Raw genomic sequence first — 25,310 nt, forward strand, 5'->3', positions numbered from 1 at the left:
TTGGGTGATTTCTCACCGGCGGCGTACCCGGCGTCCGGTTCCGGGCGCGGCGCCCCCGGAATTCACCGGCTGTTTCCCGTCCGTGAACGCCGGACCGGCGGAAATCGCGCCGAACGCATCCGGGTGATCCTCCGGGTAACGGCCGTGTTGCGTGCCACAGCGAACCACCGGGCGCGGGGAACCGAATAGGGTCGATTCCGTGCCCGCCCCTTCGCGCCATTCCCGCCTGTCCGCCGACGGTCCCGTGCTCGACGGGATTCCCGCGCACGGCCGCGTCCCGCGCTACTACGCGGTGAAAGTCGAACTGCTGGCGGTGATCGCGGAACTCGGCGAAGGCGCGGTGCTGCCCACCGAACGGGAATTGTGCGAACGGTTCGAGGTGTCCCGGGCGACCGTGCGCCAGGCGGTGAGCGAACTGGTCCTCGAAGGCAAGCTCAGCCGCCGCCAGGGGAGCGGCACGTACGTCGCCGGCCCGAAGCTCGTCCAGCCGCTGGCCCTGGTCAGCTACACCGAAGGGCTGCGGCGCCAGGGCATCCGGCCGGGCCGCAACGTCATCACGCTGGAGAGGCGCCTGGCCGGCAGCGCGCTCGCCGCCGACCTGCAGGTGACGTCGGACGCCGAAGTGTTCCACCTCGAGCGGGTGCTGCTGGCCGACGAGGAACGCGTCGGGCTGGAGTCGACATATCTCCTCGTCGAGCGGTTCCCGGACCTGCTGGACGTCTTCGACCCGGAGCAGTCGCTGTACGCGTGCCTGAGCGAGCGGCTCGGGGTCGTGTTCGACGGCGCCGAGGAGCGGGTCGAGACCGTGCTGGCGACCCCGCGGGAAGCGCTGCTGATCGGGACCAACCCGGCCCTGCCGATGCTGCTGCTGCACCGCGTTTCGTGGGGGCCGGACGGGGTGCCGTTCGAGCGCGTGCGCTCGCTGTACCGCGGTGACCGGCTGAGCTTCTCGACCCGCCTGGGCCGCACGGACTGACTGTCACGTTCCGCCCGGCCGCCCCGTCCCTTCGGTGACACCCACGGGGAGGACACGATGACCGTCGCACTGTGGACCGGCCAGGTACTGCTGGCCGCGATCTTCGCCGTCTCGGGCGCGCTCAAGTCGACCATGTCACGGGAGCGGATGCTGGAAACCGGCCAGACCGGCGCGGCCGCCTACCCGCTGCCCGTGGTCCGGTTCACCGCGATCTGCGAGCTGTTCGCGGTGGCGGGCCTGATCCTGCCGGTGCTGCTGGGCATCGCGCCGGCGCTGACCGGCTGGGCGGCCGTCGGGCTGGCCGTGGTCATGGTGGGCGCCATGGCGATGCACGGTCGCCTGGCGATCGCGGGGCACCGGCCGGCGGAATGGCGGAACGTCGGCGTCAACACCCTGATCCTCGCGCTCTGCGTCTTCGTGGCGGCCGGCCGGCTGTGAAGGCGGCGATCGGCGCACCGGTGGATGCAACCGTTTCGGGGTCCGGTCCGTCTGGCAGGTATGCGCACACTGCTGGGTACGGTCCTGCTGCTCCTGACGCTGACCGCGTGCGGAGCCCGTTCGGACTCCGGCGCGACGTCGTCTTCGCCTTCGTCGTCTTCTGTGCCGGCTCCGCCGCCTCCGTCCCAGACAGTCGGCCGCCCGACACAGGGCATCGCCCCGGGCGACGACGTGATAGCGGAGTCCCAGGTCGACGCCCGTTCCCTGCCGGAAGGCTACCCCCGCAGCCTGACCCGCAGCCTCGACGGCAAGACGCTGATCCTGCAGGCAGAGGAGGGCGGCTGCCGCCACATCTCGGCGCGCGTCGGTGACCAGACCGCGCAGCAGGTGGTGGTGCTGATCGCGGTCAGCGCGGCGAAGAAGGGCCAGATGTGCCCGGACTACATCCGCGAGATCACGGTCCCGCTGGCACTGACCGAGCCGCTCGGCACCCGGACGGTGGTGCTCCACCAGGGCTGACCCCGCGCAGGACGCTGGGAGGGCGCCCCTCGGGAAGCCCGGGGCCTGCCCTCCCAGACCACGCCCGGAAGCTCCGACGGGCGCACTTTCACGTGAAAGTGCCGCCTCTCCCCGCCCCGAACGCTGGGAGGGCGCCCCCCCAGGAGGCCCGGGGCCTGCCCTCCCAGACCACGCGCGGGAGCTCCGACGGCGCACTTTCACGTGAAAGCTCCGCCCGCCCCGCCCCGCCCCGCCCTGGCTCGCCTCGCCCGCGCCAAGCCCGCCCCACCTCACCCGCGCCAAGGCCGCCTCGACCCCAGCTCGGCCCGCCCCCGCCCCGCCCCGCGCCAAGCCCGCCCTGCCCCGCCCCGCCCCGCGCCAAGCCCGCCCCCACCCCAGCTCGGCCGCCCCCGGACCCGCAGCTCGGCCGCCTCCAGACTCCAGCTCGGCCCGCCCCCGACCCGCTCGCTGGTCGCGTCGAGCTCACCCGGCCGGCCACGCCCGACCGATCGCGCCTCGCCCCGCCCCAAGCCCGACCGGCCCAGCTCGCCCCGGACCCGCCTCTGGCAGGCCGGACTCGCCCGTCCTGCCAGGTCCGACCCGATCCCGCTCCGCCTCGCCGGGCGAGCCCACCCGGCGGGGCGGTCCCGGATCCCGCCCCGCCCGAGGCCCCGACCCGGCTGCGCCGGGCTCGCCAGGTTGGCGCCGCCTGGTCCCGCCAAAGCCGATCCCACCTTCGCCCCAGCCTGAGGCCCGGCCGTGCAGTGCCCGCCGCTCCGACCCCGCCGCCCCGGCCCGCGCCCGGCTCCGCCCAAGCGTCCCGATGTGGCGTTGGTTGCGTCCAGCGCACCGAACGCCACATCGGGTGCGCTGGATGCACCGAACGCCACATCGGGACGCTCGCCGCGGAACCCAAGCGGATCGATCTTCCGTGCAACCCCGCACCTCACCCATTCCGTCTTCGGGGGCATGAGGTACTTAGCGAAGGTGGTCGGGACAGGCGCGTTCCTGCTGATGGCGACGGCCTGCGCCGGCCAGGACATGCCCACCAGCCAGCCCGCTGCCGGGGGTGATTCCGCCGCGCCGACCGGGAGCGTTTCGACGTCGCCCAGTGAGTCGGTGCTGCCCGGGACGCCGTCGGCCAATCCGCCGGGCAAGCCGCGGCTCACCGTGCCCGAAGGCAGTACGCCGGTGCCGCCGGCCAAGGTCGATGCGACCGCCTTGCCCAGTGGCTTCCCGCACGAGGTGTGGACGGCCAACGGGGGCACCGTGCTCAACATCCGCGCCCAGGAGGGCGGGTGCGGGCACGCCCTCGGCGAGGCGACCGAGCAGGGGGGCGACCACGTCGTCGTCAACCTCAGCGAGACCAAGGCCCAGACCGGCCAGATGTGCACGATGGACATCCGGTACCCGGTGATCTCGGTCGCGCTGGCCGCGCCGCTGGACCAGCGCACCGTGGTGCTGAAGACCACGCCGCCGAAGTGATCACCCTGGCCTAGGCTCGGGTGATGGGAAGCCGCCAGGTCTCACGCACCGCGATCGTCGCCACGACCCCGGAGAAGATCTTCGGGCTCCTGGCCGATCCGGCCCAGCACCCGCTCATCGACGGATCCGGCACGGTCCGGGCCGCCCAGCCGGGCGGTCCGGACCGGCTCTCGCTCGGCGCCACGTTCGGCATGGACATGAAGCTGGGCCCGTCCTACAAGATCCTCAACACCGTGGTCGAGTTCGAAGAGGGCCGCCTGATCGCGTGGCGGCACTTCAACGGCCACCGCTGGCGCTGGCGCCTCGAACCCCTCGACGGCGGCCGCACCGAGGTCACCGAGACCTTCGACTGGTCGACGGCGAAGTTCCCGCTGGCCATCACGCTCAGCCCGTTCCCGCGCAAGAACGCCGAGGGCATCGAGAAGACCCTCGCCCGGCTCACGGAGCTGTTCCCGGCCTGACGAGGACCGCACCCAATTAGTTGTACAGTGCTTAATATTGTCCGTGCAACTACTTGCGAGGGTGCGGTGCCCCAGCCCGTCCGGCCCCGGGTCGTCCTGGCCGTCTGCTGCCTGAGCTTGTTCATCGTCGGGCTCGACAACACGATCGTGAACCTCGCCCTGCCGGCGATCCGCGAAGACCTGGGCGCGTCCGTCTCGAGTCTGCAGTGGACGATCGACGCCTACACGCTCGTGCTGGCGAGCCTGCTCATGCTGTCCGGCTCGACCGCCGACCGGATCGGGCGGCGCCGGACGTTCCAGACCGGGCTCGCGCTGTTCAGCCTCGGGTCGCTGCTGTGCGGCGTCGCCCCCAACGTCGGGACGCTGATCGCGTTCCGCGCGCTGCAGGCCATCGGCGGGTCGATGCTGAACCCGGTCGCGCTGTCCATCGTCACCAACGTCTTCACCGAACCCCGCGAGCGCGCCCGCGCGATCGGCGTGTGGGCCGGGGTGGTCGGGCTGAGCATGGCGGTCGGGCCGGTGGTCAGCGGCGCGCTCGTCGGCTGGGCGGGCTGGCGCTCGATCTTCTGGATCAACGTCCCGGTCGGCGTCGCCGCGATCGTGCTGACGGCGTTCTTCGTGCCCGAATCCCGTTCGCCGCACCCGCGCCGGCTCGACCCGGTCGGGCAGCTGCTGGTCATCGTGCTGCTGGCCACGCTCACCTACGCGATCATCGAAGGCCGCGGCGCGGGCTGGACGTCGCCGGAGATCATCGGGTGCTTCGCCGTGGCCGCGATCGCGCTGGCCGTCCTGCTCCCGTACGAGCGGCGGCGCACGGATCCGTTGCTGGAACTGAGGTTCTTCCGCAGCGTCCCGTTCTCCGGCGCGACGCTCACCGCCGTCACCGGCTTCGCGGCGCTGTCCGGGTTCCTCTTCCTCAACTCGCTGTACCTGCAGGACACCCGCGGGTTTTCCGCGCTGCACGCGGGTTTGCTGACGTTGCCGATGGCCGCGGTGACGGCGGTGTGCGCGCCGCTCTCGGGCCGGGTGGTCGCCGCCCGCGGGCCGCGGCTGCCGCTGCTGGTCGCCGGCGCCGGCATCGCCGTGTCCGGTTTCGTGCTCGCCGGGATCGGCCCGGCGACGCCGATTCCGGTGCTGGTGCTGGGTTACGTGTGCTTCGGCGCCGGGTTCGGCATGCTCAACGCGCCGATCACCAACGCCGCGGTGTCGGGGATGCCGCGGGAGCGCGCGGGTCTCGCGGCGGCGGTGGCGTCGACGAGCCGCCAGGTCGGGGCTTCCCTGGGCGTGGCGGTGATCGGCGCGGTCGTCGCGGCGGCGACGCCCGCGGCGGACCGGGTGGCCTGGGTGATCGTCGCGGTCTGCGGGGCGCTGGTGTTCGCGCTGGGCCTGCTCACCACCGGACGCTGGGCGCTGGCCACGGCCGCGCGCGTCAATGGTTCGGACCACGGCGTACCGGTCGGCTGAACTCCGCCGTCGAAGCCGTCGAAAATTTCGCGGATCCGGTGAACCGCCTTCGTTGTCGGGCCGTGTCCCAGAGTGAGGTGGTGATCAGAGAGGAGGGGCGCATGCCCCGGTTGAGTAGTGGTCGGCACCGCAAGCAGGCGACCATCGGGCTGGCCGCGTTGCTGGGCGTTTCCGGCATCACCGCGACCGCGATCGCGCTGAGCAGCCCGGCGAGCAACGCGGCCGAAGCTCCCAAGGAGAACTGCGCAGGACTCGACACCGCACTGCAGAACAACCTGAACTTCATCGCGGGCCAGCAGGCGAACCCGGACGCGCAGTCGACGGCGCGCATCGCCAACCGGCAGGCGGTGGTCGACCTGATCCAGCAGCGGCGTCAGGTCGCGGAGTGCACGGCGAACGTCGTGGCGGGCAACGGCCAAAGCGCGCAGGCCCCGGCTGCCCAAGCACCGGCCCAGCAGGCCCCGGCGCAGCAAGGCGAGCCGCAGCAACAGAACCAGCCGCCGGTCCAGTCCGGAGTGGACACCGGCGCCGTCGGCGACGTCGTGTGCGCGGGGTCGACCGTGACGCTCTCGGGCGAAGGCGGCTCACCGGCCGCGTCGAGCAACCAGTTCCCGGCGGGGACCCGGCTGAAGGTGACGAACCTGGACAACTCGAAGTCCACCACGGTGGAAGTCACGTCGGTGTCGGGCAGCTGCACGCTGCTCAACAACGCGGCCTTCGAACAGGTTCGGGAGCCCGGAAAGTTCCTCATCCGGCGCGCGCGGATCGAGCGCGTCGGCTGAGGGAGCAGGGAAGAAAGGGGGCACCGGCGGCGGGCCGGTGTCCCCTTCCCCTGCGTGCTAACGGAAGCTGATCTGCAGCACCGGGTCGCCGGTGCTGGCGAAGAAGTCGTTGCCCTTGTCGTCGATGACGATGAACGCCGGGAAGTCCTCGACCTCGATCTTCCACACGGCTTCCATGCCGAGCTCGGCGTACTCGAGGACGTCGACCTTCTTGATGCAGTCCTGCGCGAGCCGCGCCGCCGGGCCGCCGATCGAGCCGAGGTAGAAGCCGCCGTGCGCCTGGCACGCGGCCGTCACCTGCTTCGAGCGGTTTCCCTTGGCCAGCATGACGAGCGAGCCGCCGGCGGCCTGGAACTGCTCGACGTAGGAGTCCATCCGCCCGGCCGTGGTCGGCCCGAACGAGCCGGACGCGTAGCCCTCGGGCGTCTTCGCCGGGCCGGCGTAGTAGACCGGGTGGTTCTTCAGGTAGTCCGGCATCCCCTCACCGGCGTCGAGGCGCTCGGCGATCTTGGCGTGCGCGATGTCGCGCGCGACGACCAGCGGCCCGGTGAGCGAAAGCCGCGTCTTGACCGGCAGCTGCGAGAGCTGCGCGCGGATCTCGGCCATCGGCCGGTTGAGGTCGACGCTCACGACGTCGTCGGAGAGGTCCTCTTCGGTGACCTCGGGGAGGAACTGCGCCGGGTCGCGCTCGAGCTGTTCGATGAACACGCCGTCGGCGGTGATCTTGGCCTTGGCCTGCCGGTCGGCGGAGCAGGAGACGGCGATGCCGACGGGGCAGGACGCGCCGTGGCGGGGGAGCCGGACGACGCGGACGTCGTGGCAGAAGTACTTGCCGCCGAACTGCGCGCCGATGCCGAACTGCCGGGTCATCTCCAGGACCTGCTGCTCCAGGCTCGGGTCGCGGAAGGCGTGCCCCAGCTCCGAGCCCTCGGTCGGCAGGTTGTCGAGGTAGCGCGCGGAGGCGAGCTTCGCGACCTTGAGGTTGAACTCGGCCGACATCCCGCCCACGACGATCGCGAGGTGGTACGGCGGGCAGGCCGCGGTGCCGAGGCTGCGCAGCTTCTCGTCGAGGAACCGGGCGAGCCGCTTCGGGTTCAGGACGGCCTTGGTTTCCTGGTACAGGAACGTCTTGTTGGCGCTGCCGCCGCCCTTGGCCATGAAGAGGAACTCGTAGGAGGCGTCGCCCTCCTTGTGGTAGAGCTCGATCTGGGCGGGGAGGTTGGTGCCCGTGTTGCGCTCGTCCCAGAAGGTGACCGGCGCCATCTGCGAGTAGCGCAGGTTGAGCTGCTGGTAGGCGTCGAAGATGCCCTGCGAGAGCGCGCGCTCGTCGTCCCCGCCGGTCAGGACGCCCTCACCGCGCTTGCCGACGACGATGGCGGTCCCGGTGTCCTGGCACATGGGCAGCACCCCACCGGCCGAGATGGCGGCGTTGCGCAGCAGGTCCATGGCGACGAACCGGTCGTTCCCGGAGGCTTCGGGGTCATCGACGATGGCGCGCAGCTGCTTCAGGTGTGACGTGCGCAACAGGTGCTGGATGTCGGTGATGGCGGTGCGCGCGAGGGTGGTGAGCGCTTCCGGCTCGATCTTGAGGAAGGTCCGCCCGGCGGCTTCGACGGTCTCGACGCCCTGGTCGGTGACCAGCCGGTATTCGGTGGTGGTGTCCTTGCCCAGCGGGAGGACTTCGGTGTGCTGAAACGTGGTGGACGGCACTGCCAGGCTCCTTTGCCAGCTCCGGGATCCGGTCAGCTTATGCGGCGGGGGAGGGCACGCCGAAAAGGCCTGCGGTCACTGTGGGCCACCCCACGCGGTTTGCGTTCGGCTGGGGGCTCGGTGTTCTCCCAACCCCGGGCTTGGTTGCCGCAACCCTGGGCTCGGTGTCCCCCCACAACCCCGAAGCCCGATTGTGACTACGGCCGGCAGTGCCGCGTCAAGGCGGGAAAGTGTGCCTTGACCCGGCGCTGCCGGCCATGTTCTGGCTTCGGATCGGGGTTGCGGGGAGGTCTGGCTGGAGGGGGTGCGCGTGTGCCGCCCCGGTGCGTTCGCGAGAGCTTCGTCGGCGTGTGTTTGCGGGAGCTGGTCGGGAGGCCGGGTCCACCCCGACGGACCCGACCTCCCGGGGGAAGCTCCCGGATGCGTGCACACCCGGTCGCGAGGCCGATGCCAGTGCTCGAAGCCGCTCCACGAATGTGGCGTGACCGAAGTCATAAGTCAACGCGGCCGAACGGGTGCCGGCGGAAGGTTGCTACCCAGGCTCGTCGGAGGCAAAACGCGGTTTTCGTGGAAAATTTTCGCGCCGCGCGGAATGCCTGGTCGTCGGCTTGGGCCCACGCCAAAAAAAAGAGGGCGGGCGCACGGAGTGCGCCCGCCCTGGAGACGGTCGGGTCAGCTGGCGTAGGCGCGGAGCCGGTCCGCGCGCTCGCCCTGGCGGAGCTTCGACATGACCTCGCGCTCGATCTGGCGGACGCGCTCGCGAGAGAGCCCGAAGTGCTTGCCGATCTGGTCGAGCGTGCGGGGCTGGCCGTCGTCGAGGCCGTAGCGGAGGCGGATGACCTGCTGCTCGCGGTCGTCCAGCGTCGAGAGCACCCGGCGCAGGTCGTCCTGCAGGAGGCTGGAGATGACGGCGCTCTCGGCGTCGGTCGCCTCGGAGTCCTCGATGAAGTCGCCCAGCGGAGCGTCTTCCTCGGTGCCGACCGGCATGTCCAGGCTTACCGGGTCACGCGAGTGGTCGAGCAGGTCCGAGATCTTGTGCGCCGGGATGCCCGACTCGGCGGCCAGCTCCTCGTGGGTCGCGTCGCGCCCGAGCTGCTGGTGCAGGTCGCGCTTGATGCGGGCCAGCTTGTTCACCTGTTCCACCAGGTGGACCGGGAGCCGGATCGTGCGTCCCTGGTCGGCCATCCCCCTGGTGATGGCCTGGCGGATCCACCAGGTGGCGTAGGTCGAGAACTTGAACCCCTTGGAGTAGTCGAACTTCTCCACCGCGCGGATCAGACCCAGGTTCCCCTCCTGGATCAGGTCGAGCAGCGGCATCCCCCGGCCGGTGTAGCGCTTGGCGAGCGAGACCACCAGGCGGAGGTTGGCCTCCAGGAGGTGGTTCTTCGCCACGTGACCGTCGCGCACCAGGGCGGAAAGCTCCTTGCGGCGCTTCGGGGTGAGGTTCTCCCCGGTGTCCAGCATGTGCTGGGCGAAGACGCCGGCTTCGATGCGCTTGGCCAGCTCGACTTCGTCGGCTGCGCTGAGCAGGGCTGTCTTGCCGATGCCGTTCAGGTAGACGCGGACGAGGTCGGCGGCGGGGCTCGGGGCGTCGAGGTCGCCGTCGGCGAGCGCCCCCACGCTCACCGGCTCCTCGGACACCTGAGCCGGGATACGCTCGCGAATCCCGCGCGACTCGCGTTCGAGAGTCTGGACTGACATTCTGCCTCCCCGGTCACGGGCTGAACGTGCTGCTGCGGTGGTCCCGCCGGTTCGGCCCCGCGGACCGGGGCCTGTGGATCCCGGTACGCCGGTCCGGCCGGCTTGGCTGGACATCTGGCACAACGCTCCGGGTATCCAAAACGTTCCCGGCTCGCTGAAAAGGAGACGGCTGCCGGCGCGCTCCGGTTGCTCGACCATTGCTGAGCTTTTGCTGAGAACGTTCCGTGACCGGGAAACCTGAGAATCCCATGTGAATCACGTCAGGATCTGAACCATCCCGACGTGGTCTAGACCTCTACGAGAACCGTGTACGGCCCGTCATTGACGCTCGAGACCGCCATCATCGCCCCGAACCGCCCGGTGGCTACCGTGGCGCCGCGGCCGCGCAGCTCGGCCACGACGGCGTCCACCAACGGTTCGGCGACCTCCGGGCGGGCGGCCCGCGTCCACGACGGCCGCCGCCCTTTCTTCGTGTCGCCGTAGAGCGTGAACTGGCTCACCACGAGCAGCGGCGCATTCGCGGTGGCGCATGATTCCTCGTCACGGAGTACGCGCAGCTCGTGCAATTTCCGCGCCATGGTCACGGCCTTCGCCGCGTCGTCGTCGACGTGGATTCCCAGCAGCACCAGCAAACCCGGCTCGTCGATCGCGCCGACGACCTCGCCCTCGACGGTGACGTCGGCCCGGGTCACGCGGGCCGCGACGGCCCTCACTTCCCCGCCGGGACGAGCATCCCGTGCCGGACGAGCTCGCGGACGACGGGCAACGCGGCCGCCGCGAGCTCCGAAGCTTCGAGCCCTTGCGCGGCCGCGAGGAGCTCGATCAGGTCCTCCAGCGGCAGCATGCCGCGGCACCCCGCCAAGAGCCGCGTCGCCAGTTCGTCGACTTCGTGCTGCCAGCCCGGTCCGTCGGTGCGGTGGAGGCGCCGGATCGACGTCGCCCAGCCTTCGTCGCCGGGTTTCTCGACGCTTTCCAGCAAAACCGTGTCGGGCACCACAAAACGGACATCAAGTAATGAATCACCCGATTCGCGCAGCCATTCCACCCGGTCCAGCCAGCCCGCGGCCTCCGGCCCCAGCGGGTCGTCGTAGGCCTGCCGCAGGTCCTCGCAGACCACCGTGGGGGAGCTCACCCCGGCCGCCCGCCGCAGAGTGACGAAGCCGAACCCGATGCCGCGGACGTCGTTCGCCGCGAACCAGTCGAGCCAGGCCGCCGCCTTCGCCCGGCCCTCCGGCGAGCGCGGGTCGAGGCCCGCGTCCCGCAGCCAGGTGCCGACGTAGAGCGCCGGGTCGGCGACGTCGCGCTGCACGAACCACGCGTCGGTCTCGGCGGGCAGCCAGCGGCTCACCCGGTCGGCCCAGTCCTCTTTGCCGGTGTGCAGCCACGAAGCCAGCAGGTGGCCGACGCCGCCGTCGTTCAGGAAGCCCGGCAGCTGCCGCACGACCAGCGCGCTCGCGTCGTCGCCGGCCAGCCCCGAGTCGCGGTAGGTGTAGTCCACCCGCGCCGGGCCGACCACGAACGGCGGATTGCAGACGACCTGGTCGAACTTCCGCCGCGCGACCGGCGCGAACCACTCGCCGCGCAGCAGCTCGACGTCCAGCTCGTTCAGCCGGAACGTCGCCGCGGCGAGCGCCAGCGCCCGCTCGGAGACGTCCGTCGCGGTGACGCGCCGGGCGTGCCGGGCCGCGTGCAGCGCCTGCACGCCGTTGCCGGTGCCGAGGTCGAGCAGGGTGCCGACGGGGTTGCGGCTGGTCGCGCGGATCAGCGACAGCGACGCGTGGCCGACGCCGAGCACGTGGTCCTCGGGCACGGTGCTGCCGAGGACGTCGGCGTCGAGGTCGGAGACCACCCACCAGGAGCCCTCTTCATCGCCGTGCGGGCGGACGTCGAGCCCGGCGCGGTACCCGTCGGCGACCGCGGTCAGCAGCCCCGCGGCGACGGCGTCTTCGGGGGCCAGCGGTGCGAACGCGGCCTTGACCGCGGTCTCCGGCTCGGTGCCGCCGAGCAGGAACAGCCGGATCAGCGTGCCGAGTTCGCCGGCGTCGCGGCTGGCGCGCTCGGCGGGCACCGGCTCCCCGCGGCCCAGCGCGGCGTGCGCGGCCCCGCCGAGGGCGGCCACCACGCCGTCGGCGTCGTAGCCGGTGCGGCGGAAGGCTTCGCGCAGCCGCGCGCAGACGTCGTCGTTCAGGTCGGGCAGTACGCTTCGCGTGCTCACGGTGGGTAATGCTGCCACGATGGCTCCCGTGACCCTTGAACACGTCCTCGCCCCGCTCGACGCGGCGCTTCCCGAGCTCGAAGCGCTGTACATCGACCTGCACCGCCACCCCGAGCTCTCCTTCGCCGAGACCCGGACGGCGGCCGAGCTCGCCCGGCGGCTGGAGCGCGACGGCTACGAGGTGCACACCGGCATCGCCGGGACCGGGGTTTTGGGCGTGCTGCGCAACGGCGAGGGGCCCACCGTGCAGCTGCGGGCCGACATCGACGCGCTGCCGGTCGAGGAGAAGACCGGGCTGTCCTACGCCAGCACCGCCCGCGGCACCGACGAGCACGGCAAGGACGTCCCGGTCATGCACGCGTGCGGCCACGACATGCACGCGACCTGGCTCTCCGGGGCCGCCGCGCTGCTGGCCAAGGGGCGGGACACGTGGTCGGGCACGCTGCTGGTGGTGTTCCAGCCCGGCGAGGAGAGCGCGGGCGGCGCGTCGGCGATGGTGGCCGACGGCCTGTTCGACATCGCGGGCAAGCCCGACGTCGTGTTCGGCCAGCACCTGGTGCCCGGCCCGGCGGGCTGGGTGCTCACCCGGCCCGGCGTGATCATGGCCGCGACCGACACGCTGCGCATCACCCTGCACGGCCGCGGCGGGCACGGCTCGCGCCCGGAAACGACCGTCGACCCGGCCGTGCTGGCCGCGTCGGTGGTGCTCAAGCTGCAGACGATCGTCTCGCGCGAGATCGCCGCCACCGACTCCGCCGTGGTCACCGTCGGCTCGCTGCACGTGGGCACCGCGAGCAACGTGATCGCCGACGACGCCGTCCTGGAGGTCAACGTCCGGTCCTTCGACCAGGCCGTCCGCGAGCGGGTGCTGGCCGCGGTCGAGCGGATCGTCAACGGCGAGGCGGCCACGGCGGGGGCGCCGAAGCCGCCCACCGTCGAGCGGTCCGGCGCCTACCCGATCACCGAGAACGACGAGGCCGCCAACGACGCCCTCACCGAGGTCTTCCGCGCCCGCTTCGGTGCCGACGTGGTGCTGCCGGCCCCGCTGGTCACCGGCAGCGAGGACTTCAGCGAGTTCGGCCGCGCGGCCGGCGCACCCTCGGTGTTCTGGCTGGTCGGCGGGTTCGACCCGGAGACGGTGATCACCGCGATGACCGAGGGCCGCTTCGAGCGCGACGTCCCGTCCAACCACTCGCCGCGGTTCGCCCCGGTGCTGCACCCGACCCTGCGCACCGGGATCGAGACGCTCGTCGCCGCCGCGTTGAGCCGGTTGTCCCACCCAGGTGTCGCATGAGCGCCGCAGGTGGGACGATGGATCGTGGAGGTGGTGCAGTGACCACGCCCGCCAGCGGCTCGGACCCGGTGCTGATCACCGGGGCGGCCAGGTCGTACGAAGAACAGCTCGCGTCGCGCAAGCGCAAGTACGTGATCATGATGGCGTGCCGGATCCCGTGCCTGATCGCGGCCGGGCTCACCTACCACGTGTGGTGGCTGGCACTGGGGTTCCTCGCGATCTCGGTGCCGCTGCCGTGGATCGCGGTGCTCATCGCCAACGACCGCCCGCCCCGCAAGGCCGAGGACGTCAACCGCTACGAGCGGGAGCCGAAGGCGATCGAAGGCACGAGCCACCGCGTCATCGACGGCTGAGAGCGTCACTTTCGTAGGGAAAGATGCGCTTCCGGCCGGGCTGAAGCGGCACTTTCCCAGGGAAAGATGCGTGTCCGGCGGGTCGGGGCCGCACTTTCCCCAGGAAAGTTCCGGCTTAGGCCGGCTGGGGGCCCACCTTGCCGACGGCCAGCGCGCCCAGCCGCGTCCCGTGCCGCAGCACGTCCACAGTGGACTCACCGGCCAGCCAGCCGGTGAGCACGCCGGCGTCGAACGCGTCACCCGCGCCGGTCGAGTCGAGGCACTCGGCCTCGACCGCGGGCACGCTCGTCACGCCGCCCCCGTCGACCCAGCTGGCGCCGTCCAGCCCGGCCGTCACGACCACCGCGCCGACCGCGTCCAGCAGCTCCTTCGCCGCCGCCGGGTCCGCCGAGCCGGTCAGCGCGACCAGCTCCTCGGTGTTCGGCATCAGCAGGTCGACGCCGCGGACGTCGTCGAGGAAGGCCGCCGGGTCGGTGATGTGCGCGGCCGCCTGGGGATCGACCGAGGTGGTCAACCCGGCTTCGCGAGCGGCGGCCAGCGCCGCCAGCCCGGCCGCCCGGGACGGCGGGTCGAGCAGCACGTACCCGGACAGGTGCAGGTGGCTCGCGCCGGCCAGGGCCTCGGGCGTGACGTCCTCGGGGGCGAAGCGCTGGTTCGCGCCGCGGTCGGCCAGCATGCTGCGCTGCCCGGCGGCGTCGACCATCACCACGACGCAGCACGTCGGCGCGTCGTCGTCGACGGCGAACGCGCACCGCACGCCCGCCGCTTCCAGCTCCGCGCGGATCAGCCGGCCGCCCGGGTCGTTCCCGATCCGCGCGACCAGCGTCGTCTCCGCGCCGAGGGAACGTAGCCACAGCGCGGTGTTCGCGCCCGAGCCGCCGCCGGTGAACCGGATCTTCGCGCGCGCGTCGCCGCCGTGCGGCAACGGCTTGTCGTGCCGGGCGATCACGTCCAGGGCCGCGTCGCCGACCACCACGATGCCGCTCATGCGCCGCCCTCGCTGACGCTCGGTGCGGCCTGAACGGCGAGCGCTGTATTGAATGATTCGTTCGCAGGCTCACTCATGCGAGCGCCACCGCGACCTCGGTGGCCAGCTTCGCGTTGTTGAGCACCAGCGCTTCGTTCGCGTCGATGCTCACGCCGCCGCTGGCGGTGTGGAAGTGCTCCAGCAGCACCGGCGTGACGTCGGCGCCGTGCACGCCGCGCTCCGCGACCAGCGCGAGGCCCTCGGCGAGCAGCCGGTCGTGCAGCGCCTTGTCCATTTCGGACGCTTCGGGGATGGGGTTCGCCAGCAGCACGCCGGAACCCGCGTACGCGCGGTGCGCGGCGACCACGGCGGCGGCCTGCTTCGGGTCGTCGACCCGCCAGCCGACCGCGTGCCCGGACGAGCGCAGGTAGAACGCCGGGAAGTCGTCGGTGCGGTACCCCAGCACCGGCACCGAGTTCGTCTCCAGCACCTCGAGGGTCGCCGGGATGTCGAGCACCGACTTCACGCCGGAGCAGACGACCACGGTCGGCACCTTCGCCAGCACGCCGAGGTCCGCCGAGACGTCCCACGACTGCGCGGCGCCGACGTGCACGCCGCCGAGCCCGCCGGTGGCGAACATCCCGATCCCCGCGGCGGCGGCCAGCGCCGACGTGCTCGCCACGGTCGTCGCGCCCGAGCGGCCGAGCCCGACGGCGGGGCCGAGGTCGCGCAGCGACAGCTTGTCCAGCCCGGCGTCCGGCGCGCAGACCCGCTCCAGCTCGGCGGGGGAGAGGCCGACGACGACCCGGCCGTCGAGCACCGCGATCGTGGCCGGGACGGCCCCGCCGTCGCGGACCACGCGCTCGAGGCGGCGGGCGACGTCGAGGTTGCGGCCGGCGGGGAGGCCGTGGGACAGGATGGTGCTCTCCAGCGCGACGACGGGGTGCCCGTCACGCAGCGCCGAGGCGATCTCTTCGTGCAGGTGGAGTGGGGTGGTCACGAGAGACCATCATCGGTGATCGGTCCGCTCGCCGCGCCAGTGGGTCAGCTCGGCCGCGAGGTTCTTTTCCGCGGTGCTCGCCCAGCGTGCCCGCGCGGTTCCGCTGCGGTACAGCTCGCGGCTCAGCATGCCTTCGAGGACGGCGATGCGGCCTTCGCGCCAGACGTCGTCGGGGTACTTCGCGTACTCCTCGCGCACGTTCTTCGTAGACGGCGTACCGGTCGGGCGCCGCGCCGAGGATGCCGAGGTCGGCGTCGAGCAGGGCGGTCGCGAGGTGGTCGGACGGCGGCGCGTCGTGCGTGATCGTGGCGAGGATCAGGCCTTCGACCCGCTCGACGTGGGCTTCGGCGGCTCCCTCGAGGGCTTCTCGGGCCCAGGCCGCGCTGGCCCGTTCGTCTTCGCCGGGCTTCGCGTCGTACACGACGTCGTGCACCCAGGCGGCGACGGCGAGCACCGCGCGTTCGGTCTCGCCGAGGTCGCCGGCGAGCCAGGCGGAATCGCGGACGACGGCCGCCGCGTGCTCGAGCGTGTGGTAGCGGCGGTGGGGCTCGGCGTAGCGCGCTTCGAGCCGCGGCCAGGACCCGGCCTCGCCGCCCAGCGCCTCGACGGCGTCGGGCCACTCCATCAGTCGAAGATCCCGCGGGGACGGGCCAGCTGGTCGAACCAGTCCTCGAGCTGCTTCTCCCAGTTCACGTCCGGCTTCATGGTGAACTTCCCGAGGAAGTCCTGCCCGCGCCCGCCGAAGCCGCCGCTCTTGCTCACGCGGACCCGCTTGGTGACCTCCAGGACGACGTCGGTGCGCTCGGCCGAGGTCAGGAAGGTGACCGCGACCTGCGAGAAGATGCTCGCGAAGCGCGGCGAGGGCGCGAAGCGGATCTCCTGGAAGAACGGCAGCTGCTGCTGGGCGCCGTCGACGCGGCCCTGTTCGAGGATCGCTTCGCGGAAGGTGAAGCCGGTCCGGCTGAGCGCGTCGAGCACCCGCTTCTGGGCCGGGAGCGGCTCGATCGCGACGGCGTCGGCGTCGAAGGGGTCGCTCACCGCGGCGGCCAGGTCGAGCTCGGCCCGGACGCCGACCGCCATCCCGGTCAGCGGCTTGGCGTAGACGCTGGTCACCGGCGTCTCCCAGGGCAGCGGCACCTCGAACGGCACCCGGACCTGCTGGCCGGCGCGGATGGTTTCGCGCCCGGCCAGCTGCTGCGTGCCGAACGGGAGGTCTTCGGTCTTGTCCTCGCCGGGCACCTGGACGCGCGCCAGCAGCGTCACCGAGAGGCCCTTGATCTCCTGGTCGACTTCGCCGCCGAGCAGCAGGACCTCGCCGTGCAGCGGACGGCCGGGGGCAGCGGCCGCCTCGAGCAGCCGGGCGTCGATCCGCGCCCCGCCGGAGCCGAACGTCGCGAGCACCTTCTGGAACATGCCGTGGATCCTGCCAGGCCGGGGACCTCCCGCGCGGGGACTCGGGCACAATGGCCGGGTGAGCACCGAGACGCTGACGAAGCCGGAAACCACGCCCGAGGGCACGGACACCACCGACGACGACACGCCCAAGATGTTCCACTACGTGAAGAAGAACAAGATCGCCGAGAGCGCGGTCATGGGCAACTTCGTGGTGGCGCTGTGCGGCGAGGTCTTCCCGGTCACGAAGTCGCCGAAGCCCGGCTCGCCGGTCTGCCCGGCGTGCAAGGAGATCTTCGACGGGCTGCGCCCGGGGGAGTGACCCCGGCCTGAATCCCCCGGCGGGGCCGACCCGCCGGGGATTTTCGCTGTCCGGATCGCTGTCGGATCGCTGTCGGATCGCTGTCCGGAAGCGCACGAATCGGCGAACAAACGTGAAAAACCTTCATTCGGCGGGTGTGCCGGGTGCCGGTGTCCTGGTAGATCCTCCCGTGCCAGGTCCCCTCACCCACCGGAGTCGCACATGCGCAGAACCGGGATCGTGCTCACCCTCGCCGCCCTGCTGGCCGTGGTTTCGCCTGCGCTGGCCCAGGCCGTCACCGGCTGGTCGGAGGTCGGCCGCGACCAGGCCAGAGCCCTCGACGAGAGCCAGGGCCTCGCGACGATCGTGCGGCCGTCGGGCACCACCATCCGCTACACCGGGATCGGCACCATCCCGGCGGACCTGAACTCGCAGGGCTGGAGCCACGTCGGCGACCCGGGCTCGGCCCAGGGCTGGTACGTGGAGCCCTACCAGCGTGACGACCGCGGCGCGAAGCTCTTCCGCGTCCAGGCCCCGGACGGCTCGTGGGCGAACTACAAGCACAACCTCGAGTCGTGGGAAGCGAACAACAACTCGTTCGCCGCGGTGTCCCCGGACGCGCGCTGGCTGGTGGCGGGGGAGTGGGGGACGATGGACCGCCTCCTGGTCCACCCGATGCCGGGCACGGTGTTCACGAACCCGGCACAAAACCTCCCGTACGCCTCGGCGATCCGCCTCGACCACCCGGTCCGCGACGTCCAGGGCTGCGACTTCCAGACGGCCACCCGCCTGCTCTGCGCATCCGACGACCCGGACGGCAGCCTCTTCGGGACGACGAAGCCGCTGCTGCAGGTCGATCTGGCCGGCGCACTGTCCGGTTCGGACGTCGTCGGGCACGTGACGTCGCTGGGTCAGCTGCCGCTGCGGAGCGGTTGCGGCGGCAACTTCGAGGTCGAGGGGATCGACTTCGACGAGCGGGACAACACGTTGCGGGTGATCGTGATGTCGCCGAGCATCTGCATCCTGTTCGATTCGATGACGTACCGCTTCAAGCAGTGACGACGGTGGCCGCCCGGCACCTGATCGGTGCCGGGCGGCTGTCCGAGTCCTGACCCCGCGCGGCCCTCATCGGTCGCGGCCGAGCCGAATGCCGCGACCGCACGGCGGGGCGGGTTCGGACCGGCGTGCGACGTGCGCGGAGGTCCGGGCGTCGGCACTTCACGCTGACGGCTTGGCGCGTGATCGGTGCCGGTCGGCTGTCCGAGTTCTGCTCCGCGGTTCTGCTCCGCGCCGGGCGCGTGCTCGACGCGGCCCTCGCCGGTCGCGCCGTCGGGCCGCGCCGAACGCCCCGAGCGCGTCGCGGGGTGGGTTCAGGCCGGCGTCGTCGGATGGCGGCGCCGGATGCTCCGCGGTGCGTGCGCCGGCGAGTGACGACGACGAAGGCCCGCACTTTCACGTGAAAGTGCGGGCCTTCGTCCTGCGGTCGGGACCGTCAGGCTGTCGGGGCCGGGTCCAGGGACTCCGACTCCGGGGCCTTCGCCGGGTGACGGCGAGCCTCGCGGCGGGCGTGGCGGCGTTCCTTGCGGGTCTCGACCATCGTGTACAGCGTCGGAACCAGCACCAGGGTCAGCAACGTAGAGCTGACCAGGCCGCCGATCACCACGATCGCCAGTGGCTGGCCGATGAAGCCGCCCTGGCCGGTGATGCCCAGCGCCATCGGGACCAGCGCGAAGATCGTCGCCGCCGCCGTCATCAGGATCGGCCGCAACCGCCGCCGGCCGCCCTCGGTGACCGCGTCCGCGACGCTCATCCCCTCGGCCCGGTACTGGTTGATCAGGTCGATCAGGACGATCGCGTTGGTCACCACGATGCCCACCAGCATCAGCATGCCGATCAGCGCCGGGAGGCCGAGCGCGGTGCCGGTCGCCAGCAGCAGGCCGATCGCGCCGGTCGCCGCGAACGGGATCGACACCAGCAGGATCAGCGGCTGGATCAGGCTGCGGAACGTCGCCACCATGATCAGGAACACGATCGCGATCGCCGCCAGCAGCGCCAGGAACAGGTTCGAGAAAGCCTCCTGCTGGTCCTGGCTGACCCCGCCGAGCGAGTACGACGCGCCGCCGGTGAACGTCAGCCCGTCCAGCTTGGACTTGATGTCCGCCGTGGTCTTGCTCAGGTTGTCGCCGGTGTTCTTCGCCGTCACCGTGGTCGAAAGGTCGCCGCCGGTGCGGTGCACCGCCGCCGGGCCGTCCACAGTGGACACCTTCGCGACCTCGTCGAGCCGGACGACGCCGGTGGGACCCGGGATCGGCAGGCCCTTCACCTGGTCGACCGTGACCGGCGCGGTGCCGGCGCGCAGCACGACGTCCGTGCGCTGCCCGCCGACCGGCAGCTGCGTCACCGTGCGGCCGGCGATCGCCTGGTTGGCGACCTGGCCGATGGTGCTCGCCGACAGCCCGCGCGCGGCGGCCGCGGCGTCGTCCACCTCGACCTGCACCCGCGGCGAACCGACGGCCAGGTCGCTGGTCACCTCGGTCAGCCCGGACACCCCGCCCAGCGCCTGCACGACCTGGTCGGACGCCGGCTTGAGCGCGGCCTCCGACGGCGCGGTCACCGTCACCGACACCTGGTCGGAGTTGAAGCCGGACGCGTCCGCGCCGATCTTGATCTCGCCCAGCTCCGGCCGGGACGCCAGCTTCGCGCGCAGCCGGTCCGAGAGCGCGTCGAGGTCGGTGTCCTTCGCGACCGTGACCGAGATGCTCGTGTTCGTCCCGCCGCCGAAGCCGAACGCCCCGCCCCCGCCGACGCTGACCTGGTAGGTCCGCACCGCGGACTCCGCCGCCAGCGCCTGCTCGACCGAGGTGGCGGCCTTCTCCTTGGCCTCGACGCTGGTGCCCGCGGGCAGCTTCTGCGTCATGTTCAGCGTGGTGCCGCCGGACTGGTCGAGGAAGTTCGTGTTCAGGCGCGTCGCGAGCCCGACCGTGCCGGCGAAGATCAGCAGCGCCAGCAGCACGACGGTCAGCCGCCGCTGGGTGGCGAACCGGATCACCGGCAGGTAGGCGCGCTGCAGCAGGCCGCGGCGCTCCTTCTCGACGGCGGCTTCGCGCGCCCGCTCGGCCTCGATGGCGTCCGCCGGGATCGCGGGCTGCTTCAGGAACCAGTACGCCAGCACCGGAACCACGGTCAGCGACACGAGCAGCGACGCCAGCAGCGCCACCGTCACCGTGATCGCGAACGGCGAGAACAGCTCGCCGACGAACCCGCCGACGAACGCGATCGGCAGGAACACCGCGACGGTCGTCAGCGTGGACGACGTCACCGCGCCGGCCACCTCGCGGACGCCGTCGAGCACCGCGCGCTGCTTTTCCTCGCCGTAAGCCAGATGTCGCTTGATGTTCTCCAGCACGACGATCGAGTCGTCGACCACCCGGCCGATCGCGATGGTCAGCGCGCCGAGGGTGAGCAGGTTGAGCGACAGGTCGCCGGTCCACAGCGCCAGCAGCGCGACCACCACCGACAGCGGGATCGACACCGCGGTCACCAGCGTCGAGCGCACCGACAGCAGGAACAGCAGGATGACGACGACGGCGAACGCCAGGCCCAGCAGGCCTTCGGTGGTCAGGCCGCTGATCGCGTCCTTCACCGGGGTGCCCTGGTCGAACACGACGTTCATCTCGGCGCCGGTCTTCTTCGCCAGCTCCGGCAGCTTGTCGCGCACGGCGTCGGAGATCGCGACGGCGTTCCCGTTGTCCACCATGGTGATCGAGAGGCCGAGGCTCGGCTTGCCGTTGGTGCGCGTGATCGACGTCGGCGGCGCGAAGCCGGCCTGGACGTCGGCGACGTCACCCAGCTTCACCGGCCCGCGCGCCGGGGTGCCCGGCCGCGACGGCGAAGCGGCCGCACTCGGCGTGAGGTAGAGGTTGCGGAGCGAGTCCACAGTGGTCTGCCCGCCACCGACCTGGACGCTCAGCGTCTTGCCGCCTTCGGTCAGCGTGCCCGCCGGGACCGCGGCCCCCGCCGTCTGCAACGAGGTGGCGATCGACGCCGGGTCGACGCCCGCGGCGGCCAGCTTCGCGTAGTCGAGGGTGATCGTGACGCGCGGCTGCTGCACGCCCGTGACGGTCACCGTGCGGACGCCCTCGATCTTCCGCAGCTCCGGGGCGACCTGGTCGGTCAGCGCGGGCGCGAGCGCCTGCGGGTCACCGGCGGTGCCCGCGGCGACCAGCACCACTGGCAGGTCGTCGGTGCTGCCGGCGGACACGGCGGGTTCGGAGTTCTGCGGCAGCCGCGTCCGGACCTGGTTCACCACCTGCTGGATCTGCTGGACGGCGCCGTCGACGTCCGTGCCGAACTCGAACTGGGCGACCACGCGCGAAACGCCGTCGGAGGACGTGGAGTTGACCTCCTCGAGCCCCTTCAGCCCCTGGAGCGCGCCTTCCAGCGGCTCGGTGACCTGCCGGTCGACCGCGTCCGGCGAAGCGCCCGCGTACGCGGTGATGATCTGGGCCTGCGGGAACTGCAGGGACGGGAACAGCTGCTGCTTGATCTGCGGCAGCGCGAACGCCCCGAACCCGACGACGACGAGCGCGAGCAGGCCGATCAGGCTTCGGTTGCGCAGGCTCAATCTGGCCAGCACGGACATGACTCTGGGAACCCCCTCGGGAACGACGCGGCGACCGACGCCGGCGTCAGTGACCCGGAGAGCGTCCCACGCCCGACCTGAGGAGCGACTCAGTCTGAGGGTGGATTCCGGGTCGTCCCTTGGGAGGACACCCGACCCTGAGGAGCGCTGGGTGCCGGTTCCGGCGCGCTCGGTGACGAGGTGTCCTCTTCGGACGGAGCGTCGCCGTTGCCGGAGACGTCTTCGGCGCGCGGGCGCTTCATCGGCGTGGTCGTGCGCTCCCACAGCTTGCGGCCGTCTTCCGAGCGCAGCCGCTCGGACGCGCGTTCCATCTCCAGCCGCCGCCACTTGCGCCGCTGCCGCCGGGTCGCCTTCGCCGGCCACAGCTCCTGGATCGCGCTGTTGAAGTAGGCCCCGCCGACCACGGCCAGCCCGATGAAGAACATCAGCAGCAGGAACGCGATCGGCGCGGCCAGCGCGCCGTAGGTGTAGCCGGTCTTGGTGATCCAGTTCAGGTAGACGCGCAGGCCGACCGAGGAGAGCAGGAACACCACCATGGCGAGCACCGCGCCGGGCAGCCCGCGGTGCCACGGCAGCTTCCGCGGCAGCGCCAGCTTGTACAGCGTGGTCAGCGCCAGGGTGATCACCACCCCGAGGGTCGGGAAGTACAGCGCGCTCACCCACGACGTCACGGTCGGGCGCCAGTCGCCGGGGAAGAACTCCGGCAGCAGGTCGGGGCCGATCGCCAGCAGCGGCAGCCCGACCACCAGGATCACCAGGCCGCACAGGTACAGCAGGAGCGCGAAGATCCGCTGCCAGACGTCGTTGCGGACGCCGTACTGGTCGTGCGCGACGGTGATCGCGTCCACGAACGACGACATCGCCGACGACCCCGCCCACAGCGAGATCAGGAAGCCCACCGAGACGATCTCGCCCTTGCCGACGGTGAGGATGCTGTTCACGGTCGGTTCGATGATGTCGTGGACGGCGTTGGCGCTGAAGATCGTCTTGCAGAAGCCGATGATCCGGTCGTGGACCTGCGCGACGACGTCCTGGCCGAACCACTCGCCGACGAAGCCCAGGCTGCCGAGCAGGCCGAGCAGCAGCGGCGGGAGCGACAGCGTCTGCCAGAAGGCCGCTTCGGCGGCCTCGGAGAAGATGTTGCCCTCCCAGGCCTTCCCGAGCGTGCGCGTGAGGAGGCGCCACGGCCCCTTGCGGGCCACCTTCGTCGCTGCGGACGGCTGCACCTCACCCATGACGTGTCCAGCATGGTCCATCGGTGCTGATTTGGCTCGTCACACCCCCTGCGGCCGGGCGTGTCGGGGGACATCACCCGTGCCGGTGCCCGGAACTGTCGGACCCGGCCGGTAGACTCGCTCCAGTGCCCTCACCGCAAGTCGCCGGCCGCCCAACGCGGCAGCAGCCGGTACCACAGTGAGGGTTTTCGCACGTCACAGCACTTGAGCGAGGGGGGACCGGCATGACGGAGACGCAGCTCGGGGCGCCTCCCGCGGAGAAGGACTCGACCGCGCGCCCGCTGCGGGCGTGGCAGCGGCGGGCGCTCACGAAGTACCTGACGCGGAAGCCGAAGGACTTCCTCGCGGTGGCGACGCCCGGCGCCGGCAAGACCGTGTTCGGCCTGCGGATCGCCGCGGAGCTGCTGAGCGACCGCACGATCGAGGCGGTCACCATCGTGACCCCGACCGAGCACCTCAAGCACCAGTGGGCGGCCTCGGCCGCGGCGGCCGGCATCGCCATCGACTCGAACTTCCGCAACACCACCGGCGTCACTTCGTCGGACTACAACGGCGTCGCGCTGACGTACGCGCAGGTCGCGGCGCACCCGACGCTGCACCGGGTGCGCACGGAGAACCGCAAGACCCTGGTGATCCTCGACGAGATCCACCACGGCGGCGACGCGAAGTCCTGGGGCGACGCGATCCGCGAGGCCTTCACCCCGGCCGTCCGGCGCCTCTCGCTGACCGGCACGCCGTTCCGGTCCGACGACTCGGCCATCCCGTTCGTCTCCTACGAGCCGGACTCCGGCGGGTTCCAGCGCAGCAAGGCCGACCACTCGTACGGCTACGCGGACGCGCTCGCCGACGGCGTGGTCCGGCCGGTCGTCTTCCTGGCCTACTCGGGCGAGGCCTCCTGGCGCACGAGCGCGGGGGAGGAGTTCACCGCCCGCCTAGGCGAGCCGCTGACGGCGGAGCAGAACGCGCGGGCGTGGCGCACGGCGCTCGACCCGTCCGGCGAGTGGATCCCGGCGGTGCTGCAGGCCGCCGACACGCGGCTGTCGCAGGTCCGCCAGGGCGTGCCGGACGCGGGCGGCCTGGTGATCGCCACCGACCAGGAGACGGCGCGGGCGTACGCGAAGATCCTCGAACGCATCTCCGGCGAGGCGCCGACGCTGGTGCTCTCGGACGACCCCAAGGCGTCGGGCCGGATCAAGGAGTTCTCGGAGACCAACGAGCGCTGGATCATCGCGGTCCGGATGGTCTCCGAAGGCGTCGACGTCCCGCGCCTGGCCGTGGGCGTGTACGCCACGAGCGCGTCGACCCCGCTGTTCTTCGCCCAGGCGATCGGCCGGTACGTGCGCGCCCGGAAGAAGGGCGAGACGGCGAGCGTCTTCCTGCCGTCCGTCCCGGTGCTGCTGGAGCTGGCCAGCGAGCTGGAGGCGCAGCGCGACCACGTGCTGGGCAAGCCGCACCGGGAGAAGGAAGGCTGGGAGGACGAGCTCCTCGCCCAGGCCAACCGCACCGAGGACGAGCCGGGCGAGGAGGAGAAGGCGTTCACCTCGCTGGGCGCCTCCGCCGAGCTCGACCAGGTCATCTACGACGGCAACTCGTTCGGCACGGCGGTGTTCTCCGGCTCGGACGAGGAGCAGGAGTACCTGGGCCTGCCCGGGCTCCTGGAACCCGACCAGGTCCGCGCCCTGCTGCGCAAGCGGCAGGAAGCGCAGATCGCCGACGAGAAGCGCCGCAAGCCGGGCAAGGAAGAGGCCCCGCCGCCGGCGGCCCGTCCGCAGTCGGTGAGCGAGCGGCTCGGCGCGTTGCGCAAGGAGCTGAACGCGCTGGTGGGCATGTACCACCACCGGACCAAGAAGCCGCACGGCGCGATCCACAACGAGCTGCGCCGGGTCTGCGGCGGCCCGGTGACCGCGATGGCGACCGTCGAACAGCTCGAGGAGCGGATCGTCACCCTGCGGTCCTGGTGACCCCGGCCGCGGTTTTCCCGCGCCCGGGCCGGGCCCGCCACGAGATCCTCACCCGCGCCGCCGGGCGGCCCCGATGTCGCCCGAGCGGTTGAACTCGGCGGTCACCGTCCGTTCCTGGTCAGTACCAGTCGGTTTGTGACGCTCAGTGCGTCCCCGGTTACCCATCACCTGCCCGTGCGTCCCCCGGCAGGCGGTTCCCCGGGCACGATCCACGCGGAAGTCCGCAAGTCGGCGACCAATCACCGCCCGGTCGCGTGGGTTCGCCACGGGTTGCCCACAGTGCACTCCGAAGGAGTACCTTCACGGCGTCAAGAAACCTGGATGTAACAGAGGGTGAGTGCCGGCGATCACATCGTCAGCGGATCTGCTCTTTCCGGGCGAGGTTCAGCTCGTGTTGCCGAACCGTGTCCAATTGGTGTCATTTAATCGATCCAG

21 protein-coding genes and 1 pseudogene are annotated in these 25,310 nt (G+C 71.7%); 12 read left to right on the top strand and 10 right to left on the bottom strand.

All coding sequences use genetic code 11. The features are described from left to right. Positions 1-199: 199 nt before the first annotated feature. The 7 genes from ACLJQM_RS22655 (at position 200) to ACLJQM_RS22685 (ending at position 6,104) form a co-directional block, all read left to right on the top strand. Positions 200-976 (top strand): GntR family transcriptional regulator, encoded by a 777-nt coding sequence (locus ACLJQM_RS22655; protein WP_247011896.1) that lies wholly within the window; start codon positions 200-202, stop codon positions 974-976. Positions 977-1,033: 57 nt separating this feature from the next. Beyond that, a complete protein-coding gene (locus ACLJQM_RS22660) occupies positions 1,034-1,414 on the top strand; it encodes a DoxX family protein (protein WP_410632687.1) in 381 nt (126 codons plus the stop codon). Between the two features lie 60 nt (positions 1,415-1,474). Further along, positions 1,475-1,933 carry a hypothetical protein gene (locus ACLJQM_RS22665; protein WP_410632688.1) on the top strand — a complete coding sequence of 153 codons (459 nt, stop codon included), beginning with the start codon at positions 1,475-1,477 and terminating at the stop codon, positions 1,931-1,933. 966 nt (positions 1,934-2,899) lie between these two features. After that, complete coding sequence (locus ACLJQM_RS22670; protein ID WP_315863292.1) at positions 2,900-3,397, top strand: hypothetical protein; 498 nt, start codon at positions 2,900-2,902, stop codon at positions 3,395-3,397. Positions 3,398-3,420: 23 nt separating this feature from the next. Continuing rightward, entirely contained in the window at positions 3,421-3,858 is a 438-nt protein-coding gene (locus tag ACLJQM_RS22675; protein ID WP_360767040.1) for an SRPBCC family protein, read from the top strand. Positions 3,859-3,924: 66 nt separating this feature from the next. Beyond that, complete coding sequence (locus ACLJQM_RS22680) at positions 3,925-5,322, top strand: MFS transporter (RefSeq protein WP_410632689.1); 1,398 nt, start codon at positions 3,925-3,927, stop codon at positions 5,320-5,322. Positions 5,323-5,423: 101 nt separating this feature from the next. Beyond that, the gene (locus ACLJQM_RS22685) at positions 5,424-6,104 is read left to right on the top strand and encodes a hypothetical protein (protein WP_410632690.1); all 681 of its coding nucleotides are present in this window, start codon (positions 5,424-5,426) and stop codon (positions 6,102-6,104) included. A 57-nt stretch (positions 6,105-6,161) separates the two neighbouring features. Here ACLJQM_RS22685 and ACLJQM_RS22690 read toward each other — a convergent pair whose 3' ends face one another. From ACLJQM_RS22690 to ACLJQM_RS22705, 4 genes are all read right to left on the bottom strand, one after another. Next, positions 6,162-7,814, bottom strand: a complete 1,653-nt coding sequence (locus tag ACLJQM_RS22690) for a fumarate hydratase (RefSeq protein WP_410632691.1) — start codon at positions 7,812-7,814, stop codon at positions 6,162-6,164. Between the two features lie 672 nt (positions 7,815-8,486). Beyond that, entirely contained in the window at positions 8,487-9,515 is a 1,029-nt protein-coding gene (locus ACLJQM_RS22695; protein WP_155542247.1) for a sigma-70 family RNA polymerase sigma factor, read from the bottom strand. A gap of 287 nt (positions 9,516-9,802) precedes the next feature. Next, complete coding sequence (dtd, locus tag ACLJQM_RS22700) at positions 9,803-10,228, bottom strand: D-aminoacyl-tRNA deacylase (RefSeq protein ID WP_247011881.1); 426 nt, start codon at positions 10,226-10,228, stop codon at positions 9,803-9,805. Then, a complete protein-coding gene (locus ACLJQM_RS22705; RefSeq protein WP_410632692.1) occupies positions 10,225-11,730 on the bottom strand; it encodes a methyltransferase in 1,506 nt (501 codons plus the stop codon). The genes dtd and ACLJQM_RS22705 overlap by 4 nt, the downstream gene beginning before the upstream one ends. A 28-nt stretch (positions 11,731-11,758) precedes the next feature. On the opposite strand from ACLJQM_RS22705, the gene ACLJQM_RS22710 reads away from it, so the two are divergent. Both ACLJQM_RS22710 and ACLJQM_RS22715 read left to right on the top strand, forming a co-directional pair. Next, entirely contained in the window at positions 11,759-13,024 is a 1,266-nt protein-coding gene (locus ACLJQM_RS22710) for an amidohydrolase (protein ID WP_360767057.1), read from the top strand. Positions 13,025-13,062: 38 nt separating this feature from the next. Next, complete coding sequence (locus ACLJQM_RS22715) at positions 13,063-13,377, top strand: DUF3099 domain-containing protein (protein ID WP_396126587.1); 315 nt, start codon at positions 13,063-13,065, stop codon at positions 13,375-13,377. A gap of 115 nt (positions 13,378-13,492) precedes the next feature. Here the strand turns inward: ACLJQM_RS22715 and ACLJQM_RS22720 are convergent, their stop codons facing one another. The 4 genes and pseudogenes from ACLJQM_RS22720 to ACLJQM_RS22735 form a co-directional block, all read right to left on the bottom strand. Further along, positions 13,493-14,365 (bottom strand): carbohydrate kinase family protein, encoded by an 873-nt coding sequence (locus ACLJQM_RS22720; protein ID WP_360767060.1) that lies wholly within the window; start codon positions 14,363-14,365, stop codon positions 13,493-13,495. Between the two features lie 73 nt (positions 14,366-14,438). After that, positions 14,439-15,344, bottom strand: a complete 906-nt coding sequence (locus ACLJQM_RS22725; RefSeq protein ID WP_247011871.1) for a pseudouridine-5'-phosphate glycosidase — start codon at positions 15,342-15,344, stop codon at positions 14,439-14,441. A gap of 9 nt (positions 15,345-15,353) precedes the next feature. Then, positions 15,354-15,969, bottom strand: a pseudogene (locus ACLJQM_RS22730) (hypothetical protein). Further along, positions 15,969-16,757: a sporulation protein gene (locus ACLJQM_RS22735; RefSeq protein ID WP_360767069.1), complete on the bottom strand. Its 789-nt coding sequence runs from the start codon at positions 16,755-16,757 to the stop codon at positions 15,969-15,971. The pseudogene ACLJQM_RS22730 and the gene ACLJQM_RS22735 overlap by 1 nt, the downstream one beginning before the upstream one ends. Positions 16,758-16,815: 58 nt before the next feature. Between ACLJQM_RS22735 and ACLJQM_RS22740 the strand changes: the two genes are divergently transcribed. Next, the gene (locus ACLJQM_RS22740) at positions 16,816-17,058 is read left to right on the top strand and encodes a DUF3039 domain-containing protein (RefSeq protein WP_360767072.1); all 243 of its coding nucleotides are present in this window, start codon (positions 16,816-16,818) and stop codon (positions 17,056-17,058) included. Positions 17,059-17,259: 201 nt separating this feature from the next. After that, positions 17,260-18,096, top strand: coding sequence for a hypothetical protein (locus ACLJQM_RS22745; protein ID WP_410632693.1), 837 nt, complete (start codon positions 17,260-17,262; stop codon positions 18,094-18,096). A gap of 433 nt (positions 18,097-18,529) precedes the next feature. On the opposite strand, the gene ACLJQM_RS22750 is transcribed toward ACLJQM_RS22745, so the two are convergent. Both ACLJQM_RS22750 and ACLJQM_RS22755 read right to left on the bottom strand, forming a co-directional pair. Further along, complete coding sequence (locus tag ACLJQM_RS22750; RefSeq protein WP_410632694.1) at positions 18,530-21,679, bottom strand: efflux RND transporter permease subunit; 3,150 nt, start codon at positions 21,677-21,679, stop codon at positions 18,530-18,532. A gap of 89 nt (positions 21,680-21,768) precedes the next feature. Further along, entirely contained in the window at positions 21,769-22,914 is a 1,146-nt protein-coding gene (locus ACLJQM_RS22755; RefSeq protein ID WP_360767081.1) for a YihY/virulence factor BrkB family protein, read from the bottom strand. Positions 22,915-23,138: 224 nt separating this feature from the next. On the opposite strand from ACLJQM_RS22755, the gene ACLJQM_RS22760 reads away from it, so the two are divergent. Beyond that, entirely contained in the window at positions 23,139-24,875 is a 1,737-nt protein-coding gene (locus tag ACLJQM_RS22760) for a DEAD/DEAH box helicase (protein ID WP_247011859.1), read from the top strand. Positions 24,876-25,310 lie beyond the last annotated feature (435 nt).

The organism is Amycolatopsis sp. cmx-4-83 (genome assembly GCF_046548815.1).
GTDB classification, from domain to species: Bacteria; Actinomycetota; Actinomycetes; order Mycobacteriales; family Pseudonocardiaceae; genus Amycolatopsis; species Amycolatopsis pretoriensis_A.

Bases quoted from the DNA above. Each gene is read 5' to 3' on its own strand.
- ACLJQM_RS22745 (WP_410632693.1), top strand. From the start codon at position 17,260: ATGCGCAGAACCGGGATCGTGCTCACCCTCGCCGCCCTGCTGGCCGTG.
- ACLJQM_RS22685 (WP_410632690.1), top strand. From the start codon at position 5,424: ATGCCCCGGTTGAGTAGTGGTCGGCACCGCAAGCAGGCGACCATCGGG.
- ACLJQM_RS22660 (WP_410632687.1), top strand. From the start codon at position 1,034: ATGACCGTCGCACTGTGGACCGGCCAGGTACTGCTGGCCGCGATCTTC.
- ACLJQM_RS22695 (WP_155542247.1), bottom strand. From the start codon at position 9,515: ATGTCAGTCCAGACTCTCGAACGCGAGTCGCGCGGGATTCGCGAGCGT.
- ACLJQM_RS22735 (WP_360767069.1), bottom strand. From the start codon at position 16,757: ATGTTCCAGAAGGTGCTCGCGACGTTCGGCTCCGGCGGGGCGCGGATC.
- ACLJQM_RS22675 (WP_360767040.1), top strand. From the start codon at position 3,421: ATGGGAAGCCGCCAGGTCTCACGCACCGCGATCGTCGCCACGACCCCG.
- ACLJQM_RS22755 (WP_360767081.1), bottom strand. From the start codon at position 22,914: ATGGGTGAGGTGCAGCCGTCCGCAGCGACGAAGGTGGCCCGCAAGGGG.
- ACLJQM_RS22750 (WP_410632694.1), bottom strand. From the start codon at position 21,679: ATGTCCGTGCTGGCCAGATTGAGCCTGCGCAACCGAAGCCTGATCGGC.
- ACLJQM_RS22760 (WP_247011859.1), top strand. From the start codon at position 23,139: ATGACGGAGACGCAGCTCGGGGCGCCTCCCGCGGAGAAGGACTCGACC.
- ACLJQM_RS22665 (WP_410632688.1), top strand. From the start codon at position 1,475: ATGCGCACACTGCTGGGTACGGTCCTGCTGCTCCTGACGCTGACCGCG.
- ACLJQM_RS22720 (WP_360767060.1), bottom strand. From the start codon at position 14,365: ATGAGCGGCATCGTGGTGGTCGGCGACGCGGCCCTGGACGTGATCGCC.